Origin of the sequence: Mycolicibacterium litorale (assembly GCF_010731695.1) — a bacterium.
Classification (GTDB): domain Bacteria; phylum Actinomycetota; class Actinomycetes; order Mycobacteriales; family Mycobacteriaceae; genus Mycobacterium; species Mycobacterium litorale.
The window spans coordinates 5,547,129-5,564,173 of record NZ_AP022586.1; the positions used below are offsets into that span (position 1 = coordinate 5,547,129).

The 17,045-nt window shown below is 70.0% G+C and carries 17 protein-coding genes; 5 read left to right on the forward strand and 12 right to left on the reverse strand.

The window, feature by feature from the left end:
- The first annotated feature begins 20 nt into the window (after nucleotides 1-20).
- Both G6N30_RS26700 and G6N30_RS26705 read left to right on the forward strand, forming a co-directional pair.
- Complete coding sequence (locus tag G6N30_RS26700; protein ID WP_134055818.1) at nucleotides 21-674, forward strand: DUF5642 family protein; 654 nt, start codon at nucleotides 21-23, stop codon at nucleotides 672-674.
- Nucleotides 675-702: 28 nt separating this feature from the next.
- Nucleotides 703-1,371, forward strand: coding sequence for a DUF5642 family protein (locus G6N30_RS26705; RefSeq protein WP_134055816.1), 669 nt, complete (start codon nucleotides 703-705; stop codon nucleotides 1,369-1,371).
- Nucleotides 1,372-1,378: 7 nt separating this feature from the next.
- Here G6N30_RS26705 and G6N30_RS26710 read toward each other — a convergent pair whose 3' ends face one another.
- Together G6N30_RS26710 and soxR are read right to left on the reverse strand one after the other, a co-directional pair.
- The gene (locus tag G6N30_RS26710) at nucleotides 1,379-1,975 is read right to left on the reverse strand and encodes an alpha-ketoglutarate-dependent dioxygenase AlkB (protein WP_134055814.1); all 597 of its coding nucleotides are present in this window, start codon (nucleotides 1,973-1,975) and stop codon (nucleotides 1,379-1,381) included.
- A gap of 33 nt (nucleotides 1,976-2,008) precedes the next feature.
- Entirely contained in the window at nucleotides 2,009-2,440 is a 432-nt protein-coding gene (soxR, locus tag G6N30_RS26715) for a redox-sensitive transcriptional activator SoxR (RefSeq protein ID WP_134055812.1), read from the reverse strand.
- A gap of 47 nt (nucleotides 2,441-2,487) precedes the next feature.
- On the opposite strand from soxR, the gene arcA reads away from it, so the two are divergent.
- Nucleotides 2,488-3,696 (forward strand): arginine deiminase, encoded by a 1,209-nt coding sequence (gene arcA, locus G6N30_RS26720; protein WP_134055810.1) that lies wholly within the window; start codon nucleotides 2,488-2,490, stop codon nucleotides 3,694-3,696.
- A 78-nt stretch (nucleotides 3,697-3,774) separates the two neighbouring features.
- On the opposite strand, the gene G6N30_RS26725 is transcribed toward arcA, so the two are convergent.
- Together G6N30_RS26725 and G6N30_RS26730 are read right to left on the reverse strand one after the other, a co-directional pair.
- A complete protein-coding gene (locus G6N30_RS26725) occupies nucleotides 3,775-4,629 on the reverse strand; it encodes a type IV toxin-antitoxin system AbiEi family antitoxin (protein ID WP_134055808.1) in 855 nt (284 codons plus the stop codon).
- A gap of 145 nt (nucleotides 4,630-4,774) precedes the next feature.
- Nucleotides 4,775-6,316, reverse strand: coding sequence for a dolichyl-phosphate-mannose--protein mannosyltransferase (locus tag G6N30_RS26730; protein ID WP_134055806.1), 1,542 nt, complete (start codon nucleotides 6,314-6,316; stop codon nucleotides 4,775-4,777).
- 24 nt (nucleotides 6,317-6,340) lie between these two features.
- Here G6N30_RS26730 and rsmI point away from each other — a divergent pair, with 24 nt between their 5' ends.
- Nucleotides 6,341-7,177, forward strand: a complete 837-nt coding sequence (rsmI, locus tag G6N30_RS26735; protein ID WP_134055804.1) for a 16S rRNA (cytidine(1402)-2'-O)-methyltransferase — start codon at nucleotides 6,341-6,343, stop codon at nucleotides 7,175-7,177.
- Here rsmI and G6N30_RS26740 read toward each other — a convergent pair.
- The 8 genes from G6N30_RS26740 to metG form a co-directional block, all read right to left on the reverse strand.
- Nucleotides 7,174-7,572: a DUF1330 domain-containing protein gene (locus G6N30_RS26740; RefSeq protein ID WP_234880205.1), complete on the reverse strand. Its 399-nt coding sequence runs from the start codon at nucleotides 7,570-7,572 to the stop codon at nucleotides 7,174-7,176. The two genes, rsmI and G6N30_RS26740, sit on opposite strands and share 4 nt — an antisense overlap.
- A complete protein-coding gene (locus G6N30_RS26745; RefSeq protein WP_134055802.1) occupies nucleotides 7,569-8,825 on the reverse strand; it encodes an aminodeoxychorismate synthase component I in 1,257 nt (418 codons plus the stop codon). Before G6N30_RS26745 ends, G6N30_RS26740 begins: the two co-directional genes overlap by 4 nt.
- A 19-nt stretch (nucleotides 8,826-8,844) precedes the next feature.
- Nucleotides 8,845-9,729: an RNA polymerase sigma-70 factor gene (locus G6N30_RS26750; protein ID WP_134055800.1), complete on the reverse strand. Its 885-nt coding sequence runs from the start codon at nucleotides 9,727-9,729 to the stop codon at nucleotides 8,845-8,847.
- Nucleotides 9,726-10,904, reverse strand: a complete 1,179-nt coding sequence (locus G6N30_RS26755) for an NAD(P)/FAD-dependent oxidoreductase (protein ID WP_134055798.1) — start codon at nucleotides 10,902-10,904, stop codon at nucleotides 9,726-9,728. Before G6N30_RS26755 ends, G6N30_RS26750 begins: the two co-directional genes overlap by 4 nt.
- 128 nt (nucleotides 10,905-11,032) lie before the next feature.
- Nucleotides 11,033-11,938 carry an RNA polymerase sigma factor SigJ gene (gene sigJ, locus G6N30_RS26760; protein WP_134055796.1) on the reverse strand — a complete coding sequence of 302 codons (906 nt, stop codon included), beginning with the start codon at nucleotides 11,936-11,938 and terminating at the stop codon, nucleotides 11,033-11,035.
- Complete coding sequence (locus G6N30_RS26765) at nucleotides 11,935-13,125, reverse strand: NAD(P)/FAD-dependent oxidoreductase (protein WP_134055794.1); 1,191 nt, start codon at nucleotides 13,123-13,125, stop codon at nucleotides 11,935-11,937. The genes sigJ and G6N30_RS26765 overlap by 4 nt, the downstream gene beginning before the upstream one ends.
- Before the next feature lie 92 nt (nucleotides 13,126-13,217).
- The gene (gene gdhA / locus G6N30_RS26770; protein WP_134055792.1) at nucleotides 13,218-14,561 is read right to left on the reverse strand and encodes an NADP-specific glutamate dehydrogenase; all 1,344 of its coding nucleotides are present in this window, start codon (nucleotides 14,559-14,561) and stop codon (nucleotides 13,218-13,220) included.
- The gene (gene metG / locus G6N30_RS26775) at nucleotides 14,558-16,111 is read right to left on the reverse strand and encodes a methionine--tRNA ligase (RefSeq protein WP_134055790.1); all 1,554 of its coding nucleotides are present in this window, start codon (nucleotides 16,109-16,111) and stop codon (nucleotides 14,558-14,560) included. Before metG ends, gdhA begins: the two co-directional genes overlap by 4 nt.
- Nucleotides 16,112-16,124: 13 nt before the next feature.
- On the opposite strand from metG, the gene G6N30_RS26780 reads away from it, so the two are divergent.
- A complete protein-coding gene (locus tag G6N30_RS26780) occupies nucleotides 16,125-16,976 on the forward strand; it encodes a TatD family hydrolase (RefSeq protein WP_134055788.1) in 852 nt (283 codons plus the stop codon).
- Nucleotides 16,977-17,045 lie beyond the last annotated feature (69 nt).

Sequence of the window (17,045 nt, forward strand, 5' to 3'; positions counted from 1 at the left end):
CGTTGTGATATCAACGCGACGTGCGCCGCTTCGCGGCCGGTGTGGCCGCCGCCCTGAGCGTGGCCTCTTGCGGTCAACCGCCGCCGCCGGCGCCCGCCCCGCCGCCGACCGCGGCAGCAGGCCCCATCGATCCGTCCCGTATGAACCGCGCGCGCTACGAACTCCCGTCGGACTACGAGGTCGCCGACGTGAGCGGGCGCATCGCGCCGGTGGCGCAGTGGGGGTATGGGCCGGACTGGTCGGCGGATCCGCCGCAGTGCGGCGCGCTGGCAGACCCGCCGGCTGATCCGGCGAGCGTCCGAGGCTGGTCGGCGTCAGGCCCCGGCGGAATCGTCTTCGCGGTGGCGGCGGCCGGTGCGGCGCCTGCCGACCCCACCCTGCTGGCCGAATGCGGCACGTGGACCATGGTGGCCGGCCCCACGACCGGCACCGTCCGCCTAGCCGATCCGCCCGAGGTGAGCGGGGTCGTCGTCTCCGGCATGGTCGCCGACACGCTCACCGTCGTCGAGGGTGGCACGGAGACACGCTCGCACGCACAGACTTTCGTCGCCAACGAGGGGGTCAACATCGTGTACGTCACCGTCGTCACCGATCCCGGCTCGCCGCACCCGCCGCTCGGTGCCGAGTTCGCCGCAGATCTGTTGACCCGGACGGTGGCCGCGTTGCGCAGTTGAGTGTCGGCTGCCCGGTACATTGGCGGCGATGTTCCACCCACGAGTGATGGCGGCCGTCGCATGCGCCGGTGTGCTGGCCGGATGCGGCTCCACTGCGGCGACCGAACCGAACGAGCCCGAGGCGGACATCGCCCGCGTCTCGCAGGTCAAGTCGACGTTCGGCAACGAGTTCCAGTACCGCGACATCGCGCCGACGGGTATCGACCCCAAACTGCTGCAACCGCAGAAGATGCCGCCCGGCTTGACCTTTCGCCCGCCCGAGTGCGCGGCGTTCGCCGAAGGTCAGCTGCCCGAGGCGGATCTGAAGGGCAACATGGCCGCGGCGACCGCCGAGGGTGAGGGCAACCGGTTCATCGCCCTGGCCGTCGAGACCAACGAACCTGTTCCGGTCCCCGAACCGGGCGATGCCTGCAAGAAGGTCGAATTCGGTGGCGCCGCGCTGCGAGGGCTGGTCGAGGTGGTGGAGGCACCGCAGATCGATGGCGTGCAGACCGCCGCCACCCATCGCGTCCTGCAGACCGTGGTCGCGGGCGCACCGCGAACCGGCGAGTTGTACAACTACACCGCGCGGTTCGGGCCGTACATGGTGATCGTGACGGCGAACCCGTTGGTGATCCCGAACAAGCCGGTCGCGCCGGTGAACACCGAGCGGGCCCGTCAGCTGCTGGTCGACGCGGTCGCCGCCGTGCGGGGCTGACCGGCTTTCAGCGGACGTTGTGCGGCCGGAACTGGATGCTGATCCGGGGGCCGGTGGGCCGCGACGTCTTCGGGATCGCGTGTTCCCAGGTGCGCTGGCAGGATCCGCCCATCACCAGCAGGTCGCCGTGGTGGTGCTGGATGCGCAGGGACGGGCCGCCGCCGCGCGGGCGCAGCGCGAAGACCCGGGTGGCGCCCAGGCCGACGATCGCGACCATCGTGTCCTCGGTGCTGCTGCGGCCGATGTTGTCGCCGTGCCAGGCGACGCTGTCGTTGCCGTCGCGGTAGAGGCACAGACCGGCCGTGGTGAACGGTTCACCGAGTTCGCCGCCGTAGGTGTCGTTGAGGCGGCGCCGCATCTGTTTGAGCCGCGGATGGGGCGCCTCGCCGTCGACCAGGTTGTGGAAGCTGAGCAGCCGCGGCACGTCGAGTACCCGGTCGTACATCTGCCTGCGCTCGGCGCGCCACGGGATGACCTCGCGTAGTTCGTCGAAGAGGGTGTCGGCGTCGGTGAGCCAGCCCGACCGCACGTCGAGCCAGGCGCCGTTACCGAGTATGCGGCGGTCTGCGTGCTCGAAAAGCGAGCCCTGTAGAGCCAGCTCCATGTCGCCGAGTGTATCGCACAGGCGTTCGACGGGTCAGAGGCGAGCGGGACCGGGTCCGGTGCCGGCGAGGACGTCGCCCGGGTTGGCGAGCGCGCACGTCTTGAGGCTCAGGCAGCCGCAGCCGATGCAGCCCGCGAGGTTGTCGCGCAATCGCTGCAGGTGCAGGATCCGCTCGTCGAGATCCTCCCGCCAGCTGGCGGAGAGCTTCGCCCAGTCCTTGCTCGTCGGCACGCGGTCGGTCGGCAGGGTGGCCAGCGCCTCGCGGATGCGGGCCAGCGGGATCCCGAGGCGCTGGGACATGCGGATGAACGCGACGCGCCGCAGGGTCTCGCGCGGGTACCGGCGCTGGTTGCCCGCGGTGCGCCTGCTGGTGATGAGTCCTTCGCGTTCGTAGAAGTGCAGCGCCGACACCGCGACCCCGCTACGGGCCGCCATCTCGCTGGGAGTCAGCTCGTGGCCGTCCATGACCCGAACCATACTTGAGGTCTCCGCCCGGAGGCGATGGCGCTACGGTGCTAGATGTGACATTGGGCTGCGATTCCGAGGTCGGCACGCTGCGGGCCGTCATCCTGCACCGCCCCGGCGCGGAACTGCAGCGGTTGACGCCGCGCAACAACGACGCGCTGCTGTTCGACGGGCTGCCGTGGGTGTCGCGCGCGCAGGACGAGCACGACGCGTTCGCCGAACTGCTGCGCTCGCGCGGTGTCGAGGTGCTGCTGCTGGCGGAGCTGCTGACCGAGGCGCTCTCCAGCGGGGCGGCGCGGATGCACGGCATCGCCGCCGCCGTCGATCCCCGTCGGTTGGGAATTCCTCTCGCACAGGAACTCTCGGCCTACCTGCGCACCCTCGACGCCGCGCAGTTGGCGCACGTGCTGGTGGCGGGGATGACGTTCAACGAGTTGCCGTTCGCGGCGAGCGAGCTGTCGCTGGTGCGGCGGATGCACCACGGCGGGGACTTCGTGATCGACCCGCTGCCGAACCTGCTGTTCACCCGGGACTCGTCGTTCTGGATCGGTCCGCGGGTGGCCATCACGTCGCTGGCGCTGCCCGCCCGGTCGAGGGAGACGTCGCTGACCGATCTGATCTACGCCCACCATCCGCGCTTCCTGGGTGTGCGGCGGGCGTACGAATCGCGGTCGGCCCCGGTCGAAGGCGGTGACGTGCTACTGCTCGCTCCGGGCGTCGTCGCGGTCGGGGTGGGGGAGCGGACGACTCCTGCTGGCGCGGAGGCGTTGGCGCGCAGCCTGTTCGACGACGATCTGGCCCACACGGTGCTGGCGGTGCCCATCGCCCAGGAGCGGGCGCAGATGCACCTGGACACGGTCTGCACGATGGTCGACGTGGACGCCGTCGTGATGTACCCGAACGTGGTGGACACGCTGTCGGCGTTCATGATCCGCCGCAACGGCGACGGTGGGGTGCGGATCGACGATGCGGCGCCGTTCGTGACGGCTGCCGCCGACGCGATGGGGATCGACAGGTTGCGGGTGATCGACACGGGGCTGGATCCGGTGACCGCCGAACGCGAACAGTGGGACGACGGGAACAACACCCTCGCGCTGGCTCCCGGGGTGGTGGCCGCCTACGAGCGCAACACCGAAACCAATGCGCGGCTTATCGATTCGGGCATCGAGGTGTTGCCGATCGCCGCATCGGAGCTCGGCACCGGTCGAGGTGGGCCGCGCTGCATGTCGTGTCCCGCCGCCCGCGACCCGCTGTAGCCGCCCCGGGCTCGGCCTTCGCGATGGCTCTCGCGAAGATTGCACTCAGGGTTGTGGTCGGGCCGTATGTCACGACCCTCAGCGCAATGTCTGGGGTGCCCATCCCCGCCGCGTGAACGCCTCGCGAACCCGGTGGATGACGAAGGCTCGGCTGTGCTCCTTGACCACCTTGATGTCGATCCAACCCTGGTTGTCGATGAGTTCCGTTCGTCCGATGTCGTGAACGTATTGGCCGCGGTCGGTGCTGTGATGTGAGCCCTCGTAGTCCAAGCCGACCTTGGCTTCGTCGTAGCCCATGTCGATGAACGCCTCGCGGTATCCGTCACTCACCCGGATCTGCGTGCGCGGACGGGGGAGTCCCGCGTCGATCAAAGTGAGGCGGAGATCGGTTTCCCGTGGCGACTGTGCACCGCCGTCCATCAGGTCGAGTGCGACGCGCGCACGGGGGAGCCCGCGCGCCCGCGGATACCGCTCGGCGAGCGCCGACACCTGCGCTGTCGTGACGCCCGTGGCTCGGGCCAACGCGTCGAGGTGGGCGACCGCCGAATCGCGGGGCAGGTGCCGCGCAAGGTCGAAGGCGGTCCGACGGGGCGTCGTCACGAGAAGACCGCCGACTTCCAGCAATTCGTCGTCGTGGACCCGTTCGTTGCGGACGATGATCCCCTCCGGAGGTCGCCCGCACTGCCACAGCATTTCGACCGGCGTCGTCGCGCCGACCCACAGTGCGCCGTGTATGGCCGCGGCGGCACGACCGGTGACCACGCCGTTCCTGCCCGACCAGAGCCAGGCGCCGGCGACTCTCAGCCGCAGCGTCGGCGACGACTCCTTGGGCGCGTAGACACCTGGGAAGAGTCGGCGGTAGTTCCACCGCAGCTGACCGCGGGTGAGCGCTCCGCTCGCCAGGAGCTCACCGCCGACGACCACCTCCGACATGGGCTCGATGCTGTCGGGAACGGCCGACAGATCCGGTGCTGCGCCGAGACATTGCGCCCGCGGCTGTGGATAACCGCCGATTCGCGACCCTCAGCGCAAACTCTCGAACGCAAGCGCAACGTCTCGAACAGAAGCGCCCCAAAGGCTAGCGCCAGCTCGGCAGCCAGATCTGCATGTTCCACGTCGACTGGCTGATCGGAATGCCGGTCAGGATCGGGAAGAGCCACGCGAAGTTCGTGATCACCAGCGCCACATAGCCGGCGACCACCATCAGCCCCAGCGTTCGTCGCTCGGCGTTCTGCCGCGGCGCGTGCAGGATGTCGCCGAGGATCAACGCGATAGCCATGATCAGGAAGGGCGCCATCACGGCCGCGTAGAAGAAATACATCTGCCGGTCGATGTCGGCGAACCACGGCAGGAAACCCGCCGCATAACCGGTCAGCACCACCGCGTATCGCCAGTCGCGCCGCACGAAGGTCCGCCACACCGCCCAGCCCAGCATTGGCACCGCGATGAACCACATCGCCGGCGTACCGACCAGCATCACCGCCTTCACGCACGACTGCGCGCCGCAGCCCGGCACGTCCTGGTTGTCGATCGCGTAGAGCACGGGCCGCAGCGACATCGGCCACGTCCACGGCTTCGACTCCCACGGGTGGTGGTTGCCGTCGGAGTTCGTCAGGCCGGAGTGGAACCGGTAGGCCGCGTAGGTGTAGTGCCACAGTGAGCGCACCGCATCGGGGATCGGCCACGCGCTGTCCTCGCCGATGGACTGTCCCGCCTCATGCCGGTTCACCCCCGTCTCGGAGGCGAACCACGGCGTGTACGACGCGAGGTACACCGCGAACGGGATCAGCCCCAGCGCGTAGACCGCAGGTCCGAGGTCGCGCCGCAGCACCCCCACCCACGGCCGCGTCACCCGGTACTGGCGGCGGGCCGCGATGTCGAGCGCCAGCGTCATCACGCCGAAGAACACCACGAAGTACAGTCCCGACCACTTCGTCGCGCAGGCCAGCCCGAGCAGCACGCCCGCGCCGAACCGCCACCACCGCACGCCGAGCCGCGGCCCCCACGGCGTCTCCGCGATGCGGCCCTCGAGCAGCGCGACGTGCATGCGTTCGCGGACCTGGTCGCGGTCGACCATCAGCGCGCCGAACGCCGCGACCACGAACACCGTGAGAAAGCCGTCGAGCAGCGCCGTCCGCGAGGTCACGAACGACACGCCGTCGGCGATCAGCAGCAGCCCGGCGATCCCGCCGACCGCCGTCGACCGGCTGATCCGCCGCGCGATCCGCGCCACCAGCAGGACCAGCACCACCCCGCACACCGCGCCGGAGAACCGCCAGCCCAGCCCGTTGTAGCCGAACAGCGCCTCACCGATCGCGATCAGCTGTTTGCCGACCGGCGGATGCACCACCAGCCCGTAGCCGGGGTTGTCCTCGACGCCGTGGTTGTGCAGCACCTGCCAGGCCTGCGGCGCGTAGTGCTTCTCGTCGAAGATCGGGGTGCCGGCGTCGGTGGGCGAGCCGAGGTTGAGGAACCGGGTGATCGCGGCGAGCGCGGTGATGACGGCGGTCATCGCCCAGCCCTGCAACCGGTCGACGGGTCCGAAGTCGGCGACCGGTACCAGCGGGGCCGGGCTGATGACGGGGACCGCGCGCGGTGCTTCGGTGGCGGGGGCGGTCACGCCTTCAGATCGTAGGCTGTGGCCATGACCGCCGGACGTCTGCTGCTCGGCGCCACCCCGCTCGGCCAGCCCGGCGACGCCTCGAAACGGCTGGTGGCGGCTCTGGCGCGCGCCGACATCGTGGCCGCGGAGGACACCCGCCGGGTGCGCCAGCTGGCGCAGTCACTGGAGGTGCGGCCCGCGGGCCGGGTGCTGAGCCTGTTCGACCAGAACGAGGCATCCCGGGTGCCGGCGCTGGTCGAGGCGATCAAGTCCGGCGCGACGGTGCTGGTGGTCAGCGACGCCGGTATGCCGCTGATCAACGATCCGGGCTACCGCCTGGTCACCGCGTGCGTGGAGGCCGGCCTGCCGGTCAGCTGCCTGCCGGGCCCCTCGGCGGTGACGACGGCGCTGGCGGTGTCCGGTCTGCCGTCGGACCGGTTCTGCTTCGAGGGGTTCCCGCCGCGCAAGCACGCTGCCCGGCTGGCGTGGTTCCAGGCGCTGACCACCGAGCAGCGCACCTGCGTGTTCTTCGAGTCACCCCGGCGGCTGCCCGACACCCTGCGCGACGCCGCCGACGCGCTGGGCGGTGACCGCAGGGTCGTGGTCTGCCGCGAGCTGACCAAGACCCACGAGGAGGTCAAACGCGGTACGCTGGCCGAACTCGCCGACTGGGCGGCCGACGGGGTGCTGGGGGAGATCACCGTCGTGCTGGCGGGCGCGGTACCCAACGCCGATCTGGACTCCCTCGTCGCCGACGTCGAGGACCGCGTCGCCGCGGGCGCGCGGGTCAAGGACGCGTGCGCCGAGGTGGTCGCCGCCACCCCCGGCGCGCCGTCGAAACGCGACCTCTACGACGCCGTGCTGCGCTCGCGCGCCTAGGACGCGGTGAGCGGCCAGTGCGAGGTCGCGATCAGCTCGGCGCGTTCGAGCGCCTGCGCCCGGTGCACGTGGATGGCGTTGTACTCCTCGCTGGTGACCATCTCGAGGAACGCCGACGGGGTCGGGTATTCGACGACGAGGATGACGTCCCACCACGGGCTGCCCTCCTCGCCGATGACGAAGGCCGGGGAGGTGCCGCCGTAGACGATCGACGCGCCGACCCGCTCGAGGAACGGCATCACCGCGGCGCCGTAGCGCTGATAGCTCGCGAGCCCGTCGGGTTCAGCGAACTTGAGCAGGTTCACCATCACGACGGGCTGATCGGACGGGAAGTCGGTCAGCGCGGGAAGCGGCATCGGGCCGACGTCGGCGGGCTTGTCGGTCGGTTCACTCATACCGGGTTGACTACCACAACTCGGTCGCCCTGCGGAAACGGCGAGGCGGCCCCGACGACGGGCGCGGCCTTGTGCAGGCACTCCTCCCATTCGCGGTCCGGATCGGAGTCGGCGGTGATGCCGCCGCCGACGCCGAGCACCGCGGATCCGCTGGCGGCGAACTCCACGGTCCGGATCGCCACGTTCAGTTCGCACCCCGCAGCAGGTGAGGCGAGACCGATTGTGCCGCAGTAGATTCCGCGTCGGTTCGGCTCCCATGTCCGAAGCAGGCCGCGTGCCCTGCCCTTCGGGGTGCCGGTGACCGACGCCGGTGGGAACGTGGCGGCGAGCACCTCTGCCATCGGGACGTCGACCGGGACCTCCGCGGTGACCGTCGACACCAGATGCCACACGCCGGGTGCGGGTCGCACCGCCAGCAGCTCGGGCACGGTCACCGTTCCGGTGGCCGCGATGCGGCCGAGGTCGTTGCGGACCAGATCGACGATCATGATGTTCTCCGCGACGTCCTTGACCGACGCGCGTAACGCAGACGGATCCGCCCACGACGGCAGCGTGCCCTTGATCGGGCTCGACGTCACCGCCGTCGCGCGGCGGCGCAGGAACAGTTCCGGTGACAGTGACGCCACCGCGCCCCAGTCGCCGGCGAGGTAGGCGGCGCGGGCGGGGGTGGTGCGCGCCGCAGTGTCGACGAAGAAGTCCAGCGGGGTGCCGCGCAGGCGGCCGACGAACTGAGTGCACACGCAGGCCTGGTAGACCTCGCCCGCGGCGATCGCGGCGAGGCAGTCGGTCACGCCGCGGCGATGGGTGTCGCGATCCGGTGCGACCCAGTCGATCTCGTAATCCGACGGCATCGGCGGTGTCCGGACGGATTCGAGCAGCCATGCGGCAGGCGCTGCGCCGCTGAGGCTTTCGTACCACCAGCATGCGTCGTGGTCGCGACGCAGCACACAGTCCGACCATCCGCCCGCCGCGACGGGGACGCGCGGTCCGAGGCCGTCGGCGCCGGGATCGGGGTAGGACAGGTAGCCGAACCACCCTCCGCCGACGGCGTTCCCGGCGGCGGCCGGGACGTCGAACACCTCGGCCACCTCCACCGCCGCGATGCGAACCGACGGTGCGATGACGGCGCTGGAGCCGAACCAGTCACCGAGCAGCGCGGCCGGCGGTGGGAGCCCGAGCGCGGAACCGCCCCTGCCCACGGCGGCCAGCACCGCGGGCGCGTCGCCAAGGCCGCCGAGCCGCTCGATTCGCACGAGCCAAGCCTGACACAGGTCAGCGGCTGATCGCCCGTGGGATGTCGACGCCGGTGAGCTTGTCGGGGTTGCGCATCGCGTAGAAGTGGCTGATCTTGCCGTCGGCGACCTCGACGGTGACGATGCCCTCGAAACTGTCGCCGAGGTACAGCTTCAGTGCCGGCGCGTTGTTGTACACGGCGGGTTCGAGGCGCCCTTCTTCGCCGGCGACGCGGAGCAGTCCGAGGATCAGCTTGCTGACGCGTTCGGCACCGGTGACCGGGCGGCGCGCCGCGCTGCGCTTGCCCGCACTGTCGGCGGTCCACACCACGTCGGGCGCCAACAGCTCCATCAGGCCGTCGACGTCACCGGTCGAGGCGGCGGCGAAGAAGCGCATGGTGATCTCGGCCGACGTCTGCGGGTCCACCGGTTCGAACCGCTTGCGCCGTGACTGGACGTTTTCGCGGGCGCGGTGCGCCATCTGGCGCACCGACGCCACCGATCTGCCCACGGCAGCGGCGATCTCGTCGTGACTGAACCCGAACACCTCGCGCAGCACGAAGACCGCGCGCTCGTCGGGAGTGAGGGTTTCGAGCACCACGAGCATCGCCATGGACACCGATTCGGCGAGCACCACGTCCGCCGAGGCGTCCTTGCTCTCGACCAGCAGTGGTTCGGGCAGCCACGGGCCGATGTAGTCCTCACGCCTGCGGGTCTGGGCCCGCAGCGCGTTGAGGGCTTGGCGGGTGACGAGCTGGGCGAGGTAGGCCTTGGTGTCCTGCACTCCTGCCAGGTCCACCTCCGCCCAGCGCAGGTAGCTCTCCTGCAGCACGTCATCGGCTTCCGTTGCGCTGCCCAGGATCTCGTAGGCGATCGTGAACAGCAGCGGTCGCAGCAGCGTGAACCGTTCGGCGTGCTCGTTCACCGCACCGGCACTTCTGGATCTTCCGCGAGCCGTTGCGCCCGCTTGCCGCCCTTCAGCCAGAAGTAGCTACCGGGTTTGCGGGCCTCGCGGGACAGGAACGTGATCGTGCCCTTGCACACCGCCTCTTTGATCGTCGCCGCGGCGCGGCCACCGATGTAGAGGGGCATCACGCGGTCGTCCAGGTGGGCGATCTGGATGGTGCCCGCGTTGCGGCCCAGGCTGATGCACTGGCCGGTGAACGCCTGGTTGACCACCGCGGGCTCGGTGCCCGCGATCCGGCTGAGCACGGTGTTGGCGGCCTGCGCGCCGAGTGGGATCGCGGCCTGGCAGCTCATCCGCAGCGGTGAATTCGACGGCGCTGCAGCGTCTCCCGCCGCCACGATCCGCGGGCTGTCGACGCTCGTCAGCGTCTCGTCGGTGACGAGCCGGCCCAGCGCGTCGGTGGTGAGCCCGCTGCGCACGGCCAGGTCGGGCACCCCGAATCCGGCGGTCCAGACGGTGAGCGCGCTGGGCAGTTCGCGGCCGTCGGCGAGAACGACCGAGCCCTCGCGAACCTCGTCGACCGTGGCGCCGGGGCCGTCGACGACGGTCACGCCGAGCTTGCGCATCCGCCGCGCCACCGACTTGCGGGCCGGTGCACTCAGATACGGCCCGAGCACGCCGCCGCACACCAGCGTGACGGTATGCCCTTCCTCGCCCAGTTCGGCCGCGGTCTCGATGCCGGTCGGCCCTGCGCCGACGACGGTGATCGGGGCTCCGGGACGGACGTCGGCCATCGCCGCGCGCAGCGCTTCGCCGTGCTCGTACTCGGAGATGGGGTAGGCGAACTCTGCGGCGCCCGGCACGGTGAGCGATGCGCCCGTGCTGCCGACCGCGTAGATCAGGTAGTCGTAGTCGAGCGCGTCACCGGAGGCCAACTCGACCCGCTGCGCGGGCGCGTCGATCCGGTGCGCCGAGTCGACCACCAGCCGGACGTCCGCGCCGAGCACGTCGGCGTACTCGACGACCGCGTCATCCGATCCGGTGACGAGCTGGTGCAGCCGGATGCGCTCGACGAACTGCGGCCGGGGGTTGACCAGCGTGACGGCGACGTCGCCGTTGACGCGCAGGTGGTTGGCGGCGATGACGCCGGCGTAGCCGCCGCCGATCACCACGACGTTGATCTTCTCGGTCATCTCTGTCTCCTCGGGTCGTCCGGCTCATCCCAGCCGCCGGAGGCGGCCAGACCTGTGAAGAGCCGGTCTGTCCTGGAGACACCACGCACACCAGAAGTGTGACACCTCGACGGCAGATGTGGTGCAGCTCACTGACGGCGGATCGCCCGCGGGACGGTGATCCCGGCCAGCTTGTCCGGGTTGGCCACCGCGTAAAAGTTCGCGATCCGCCCGTCGACGACATCGACGAGGACCAGCCCTTCCACGCGGTCGCCGCTGTGCACGACGACGGCCGGGGTGTTGTTGTACGTCGCAGTCTCCAACCGGAAATCCGGCACCTGCTTCGGCGCCGCCCGGAAGAAGCCGGCGATGACGCCCGCCACCTTCCTGGCGCCGAGCACCGGCCGCCGGATCGCCTTGGCCCGCCCGCCGCTGTCGGTGATCCACGCCGCGTCCGGTGCGAGTACGGCCATCAGGCCGTCGATGTCACCGGTGGCGGCAGCCGCCATGAACCGCTCGGTCACCTCGGCGGCGTCCGCAACGTCGACGCTCTCGGACCGCTGACGCCTGGCGTGCACGTGCTCGCGGGCGCGGTACGCCATCTGACGGACCGCGCCGGCCGACTTTCCGACGGCAGAGGCGATCTCCGCGTAGTCGAAGCCGAAGACCTCGTGCAGCACGAAGACCGCGCGCTCGTCGGGGGTCAGCGTCTCGAGCACCACCATCATCGCCATCGAGACGGACTCGGCGAGGACGACGTCGGAGGAGGCGTCGGCCTCGTCGAGCAGCAGCGGTTCGGGCAGCCAGGGGCCGACGTAGTCCTCCCGGCGGCGGGCGTTGGCCCGCAGCGTGTTGAGTGCCTGACGGGTCACCAGTTGCGCCAGGTACGACCGGGTGTCCCGGACCGTCGAGAGGTCCACGTCGGCCCACCGCAGGTAGCTGTCCTGCAGCACGTCGTCGGATTCGCTTGCGCTGCCGAGGATCTCATAGGCGATCGTGAACAGCAGGGGCCGCAGCAGCGTGAAGCGTTCGGCGTGCTCGCCGCCGGTGCTCACGGCTTGGCGACCTCCTCGACCGCGACCCCCTCGACCGCGTCCTGCTGCGGCCGCGGACCTCCGGTGAACCAGAACGACGAGCCGGGCTTGCGCGCTTCGCGGCGCAGACCCCACACCGTGCCCCGGCAGATCGCCTCCTTGAGCGTCGCAGCGACGCGCCCGCCCAGGTAGAGGTCGATCGCCGTGTCGTCCCTGCGGGCGAACTGCACGACCGCCGCCCGGCGCCCCAGGCTGGTGCACGTACCGGCGAAGCCGTACTCGAAGCGCACCGGCTCGGTGCCCGCGATCCGGCTCAGCACCGTGTTGGCGGCCTGCGGGCCCAGCTGGGATGCCGAAGCGCAGCACATCCGCAGCGGTGCGCCCGACGGGGAGGCGCAGTCGCCGGCGGCGACGATGCGGGGGTCGTCGACGCTGGTCAGCGTCTCGTCGGTGAGCAGCCGGCCCATCGCGTCGGTGCGCAGTCCGCTGCGTGCCGCCAGATCCGGTACGCCGAAGCCCGCCGTCCAGATGGTCAGCGCGCTCGGGCGCACTGCACCGTCGGCGAAGACCACCGCGTGCGGGCGCACCTCGGTCACCACGTCGTCCTCGAGCACCGCGATGCGCAGCCTCGCCATCACCTTGGCGACCGACCGCCGTCCCGGGCGGGACAGCGTCGGACCCAGCTGCCCGCCGCACACCAGCGTGACCCTGCGGCCCTGCTCGGCGAGTTCGGTGGCGACCTCGATACCGGTCAGCCCGGCGCCGACGACCGTCACCGGCGCGTCGGGATGCAGTTCGTCGACCGCGGCGCGCAGCCGCGTCGCCTGCTCGAGTTCGGCCACTGGATAGGCGAATCGGGCCGCGCCGGGCACCGAGGTGGAGACCGCGCCGGTGCTGCCGACCGCGTAGATGAGGTAGTCGTAGCCGAGGGTGGCGCCCGATCCCAGCTCGACCGAGCAGGCGTCGATGTCGATGCGGGTGGCGGTGTCGACGACCATCTCGATGCCCTCGCCGAGCACACTGCCGTAGTCGACGGTGGCCTCGGCGGTGCCCGCCACCAACTGGTGCAGCCGGATGCGTTCGACGAAGTGCGGGCGGGGGTTCACCAGAGTGATCCGGACGTCACCGCGCAGTCGCAGGTGGTTGGCCGCCAATGTTCCGCTGTATCCGCCGCCGATGACGACGACGTGGGGGCGTTGCACGGTCATGGTGTCTCCTTCGCGTCAGGGTGTGATGCCCCTGAGACACCGCCCGCCGCGGAAACGTCACGCGCGCGACGCCGTGTGTGACCTAGCTCACGTCAGATGAGGCCGAGGGCCATCATCGCGTCGGCCACCCGGGTGAAGCCGGCGATGTTGGCACCGGCCACGTAGTTTCCGGGTTGGCCGTATTCCTCCGCGGTCTGCAGACAGCGGTCATGGATGCGGCCCATGATCTCGGCCAGCCGATCCTCGGTCTCGGCGAACGTCCACGAATCGCGGGACGCGTTCTGCTGCATCTCCAGCGCACTGGTCGCGACACCGCCGGCGTTCGCGGCCTTACCGGGGGCGAACACGGTGCCCGCCTCGGCGAAGAGTTTGACCGCCTCCGGCGTACACGGCATGTTCGCGCCTTCGGCGACGATGCGGCAGCCGCCCTTGACCAGTGCCGCGGCGTCGGCGCCGTTGATCTCGTTCTGCGTGGCGCTCGGCACCGCGATGTCGCACTCCACGTCCCACACGTTGCCGCGGGCGAAGCGGGCGCCGCCCCGGATGTCGGCGTACTCCGAGATGCGGGCGCGCCGGACCTCCTTGACCTCTTTGAGTGCGGTGAGGTCGATGCCGTCGGGGTCGACGACGTACCCGTCGGAATCCGAACACGCGATCACCGTGCCGCCGAGCTGGTGGATCTTCTCGATCGCGTAGATGGCCACGTTGCCCGAACCGGACACCACGACACGCTTGCCGTCGAACGACTCGCCGCGGGCCTTGAGGATGTCGGCGATGAAGTACACCGTGCCGTAGCCGGTGGCCTCGGTCCGGACCAGCGAGCCGCCCCACGTGACGCCCTTACCGGTGAGCACGCCGGACTCGTACCGGTTGGTGATGCGCTTGTACTGGCCGAACAGGTAGCCGATTTCCCGCAGTCCGACGCCGATGTCGCCGGCGGGCACGTCGGTGTACTCGCCGATGTGGCGGTACAGCTCGGTCATGAACGACTGGCAGAACCGCATGATCTCGCCGTCGGAGCGGCCCTTGGGGTCGAAGTCCGATCCGCCCTTACCGCCGCCGATCGGCATCCCGGTCAGCGAGTTCTTGAAGATCTGCTCGAAGCCGAGGAACTTCACGATGCCCAGATACACCGACGGGTGGAACCGCAGCCCGCCCTTGAACGGGCCGAGCGCCGAGTTGAACTCGACGCGGAACCCGCGGTTCATCTGGACGGCGCCGCTGTCGTCGACCCACGGCACCCGGAAGAGGATCTGCCGTTCGGGCTCGCACAGCCGGCGGATCACCGCGCTGTCGGCGTACTCGGGGTGCTTGGCCACCACCGGTCCGAGGCTCTGCAGCACCTCGTAGACGGCCTGGTGGAATTCGGTCTCACCGGGATTGCGCCGCGCCACCTCCTCGAAGGTGTCCTGCAGGTTCTCGTGCAGACCGTTCATGCCTCATCCACCTGGTATCTCGGAAACACGCCGACGGGCTTGGGCAACGCGGTGCCCGGAGCGAGCCGCGTCGAAACGGCGGCGAAGGTGCGCTGATCGGCGGGCTGGCCGAGCAGGTCGAGCAATGTGGCGGTCGAATCCGGCATCACCGGCTGGGTGAGCAGCGCGGCGATGCGCACGGTCTCGAGCGTCGTGTAGAGGACGGTACGGAACCGCACCTCGTCGGCCGGCGCATCCGACTTGCGCAACACCCACGGCTCCTGGGCGGTGAAGTACCGGTTGGCCGCGCCGAGCACCGACCAGATCGCCTCGAGCGCCAGGTGCATGGCCTGCTCGTCGAAGTGGCCGCGGACCCGCTCGAGCAGCGCGTCGGCGGCCTCGAGCAGCCCGCGGTCCTCGGCGGTGAAGTCGCCCGGTTCCGGCACGGCGCCCCCGAGGTTCTTGGCGACCATCGACAGCGAGCGCTGCGCCAGGTTGCCCAGTTCGTTGGCCAGGTCGGCGTTGATGCGGCCGATGATGGCGTCCTCGCTGTAGCTGCCGTCCTGGCCGAACGGCACCTCGCGCAGGAAGAAGTAGCGCACCTGATCCAGGCCGAACGTGTCGACGAGGTTGACCGGATCCACGACGTTGCCGATCGACTTGCTCATCTTCTCGCCGCGGTTGAGCAGCCAGCCGTGCGCGAAGATCCGCCGCGGCAGCTCGATGCCCGCCGACATCAGGAAGGCCGGCCAGTAGACGGTGTGGAACCGGATGATGTCCTTGCCGATCATGTGCAGATCGGCCGGCCAGAACCGCTGGAACGCCTCCGAGGAGGTGTCGGGGAAGCCGACGCCGGTGAGGTAGTTGGTCAGCGCGTCGACCCACACGTACATGACGTGGTCGGGGTGGCCGGGCACCGGGACACCCCAGTCGAACGTGGTGCGGGAGATCGACAGATCGCGCAGCCCGCCGGAGACGAAGCTGACGACCTCGTTGCGGCGCACGTCGGGGGCGATGAACTCGGGGTGTGCCTCGTAGTGCGCGAGCAGGCGGTCGGTGTAGGCCGACAGCTTGAAGAAATAGGTCTGCTCCTCGGTCCACGTCACCGGCGCGCCGGTCTCGGTGGCGATGCGCACCCCGTCCTCACGCAGCGCGGTCTCGTTCTCGGTGAAGAACCGTTCGTCGCGCACCGAGTACCAGCCGGAGTAGGCGTCCAAATAGATGTCGCCGGATTCGTTCATCCGCTGCCAGATGGCCTTGGATGCTTCGTAGTGGTCGGCATCGGAGGTCCGGATGAACCGGTCGAACGAGATGCCGAGCTTCTCCTGCAGCCGCTGGAACACATCGGAGTTGCGGGTGGCGAGTTCGGCGGCGGAGATGCCCAGTGCCGCTGCCGTCTCGGCCATCTTCTGACCGTGGACGTCGGTGCCGGTGAGGTAGCGCACGTCGAAGCCGTCGAGCCGTTTGAACCGGGCGATGGCGTCGGTGGCGATGTACTCGTAGGCGTGGCCGACGTGCGGATCGCCGTTGGGGTAGGCGATCGCGGTGGTGATGTAGAACGGCGTGCTCATCGGCACTCACCTTATGGTGTGGTGCGTGAGTCGCTCGAACCGTCCGGCCCCGCCGGCTCCTGAGCCGTTGGCGCCGCTGATCGATGCGCACACCCACCTCGACGCCTGCGGGGTGCGCGACGCCGACGACGTACGGGCGGCGCTGGACCGGGCGGGCGCGGTCGGGGTGCGCGCGGTCGTGACGATCGCCGACGATCTGGCGGCCGCGCGCTGGGCCACGCAGGCCGCCGAGTGGGACGACCGGGTGTATGCGGCGGTCGCGCTGCACCCCACCCGCGCCGACGCGCTGACCGACGACGCCCGCGCCGAACTCGAGCGCCTGGCCGCCCATCCGCGGGTGGTGGCCGTCGGCGAGACCGGGATGGACCTGTACTGGCCCGGCAAGCTCGACGGCTGCGCCGAACCCGACGCGCAGCGCGAGGCGTTCGCGTGGCACATCGACCTGGCCAAGCGGACCGGCAAGCCGCTGATGATCCACAATCGCGACGCCGACGCGGCCGTTCTCGACGTCCTGGCCGCCGAGGGCGCTCCGGACACCGTGATCTTCCACTGCTTCTCGTCGGATGCACAGATGGCGCGCACGTGCATCGAGGCGGGTTGGCTGCTGAGCCTGGCCGGAACGGTCAGCTTCAAGAACGCCCACGCCCTGCGGGAGGCGGCGCGGTTGATCCCGGGCGAACTGCTGCTGGTGGAGACGGACGCACCATTCCTCACCCCGCACCCGTACCGGGGAGCGCCCAACGAGCCGTATTGCCTGCCGTACACGGTGCGCGCGCTGGCCGAGGTCCGTGGCCGCCCCGCCGAGGAGCTGGCGCAGCAAACCGCCGACAACGCCATCCGCGCATACTGGCTGTGTAAGAGTTGATCTCAGTAAAGGTATTCGTTACCGTCTTGTGATCGTAAGCGGACTTAGCCGCCCTTTTTGAAACGTTTG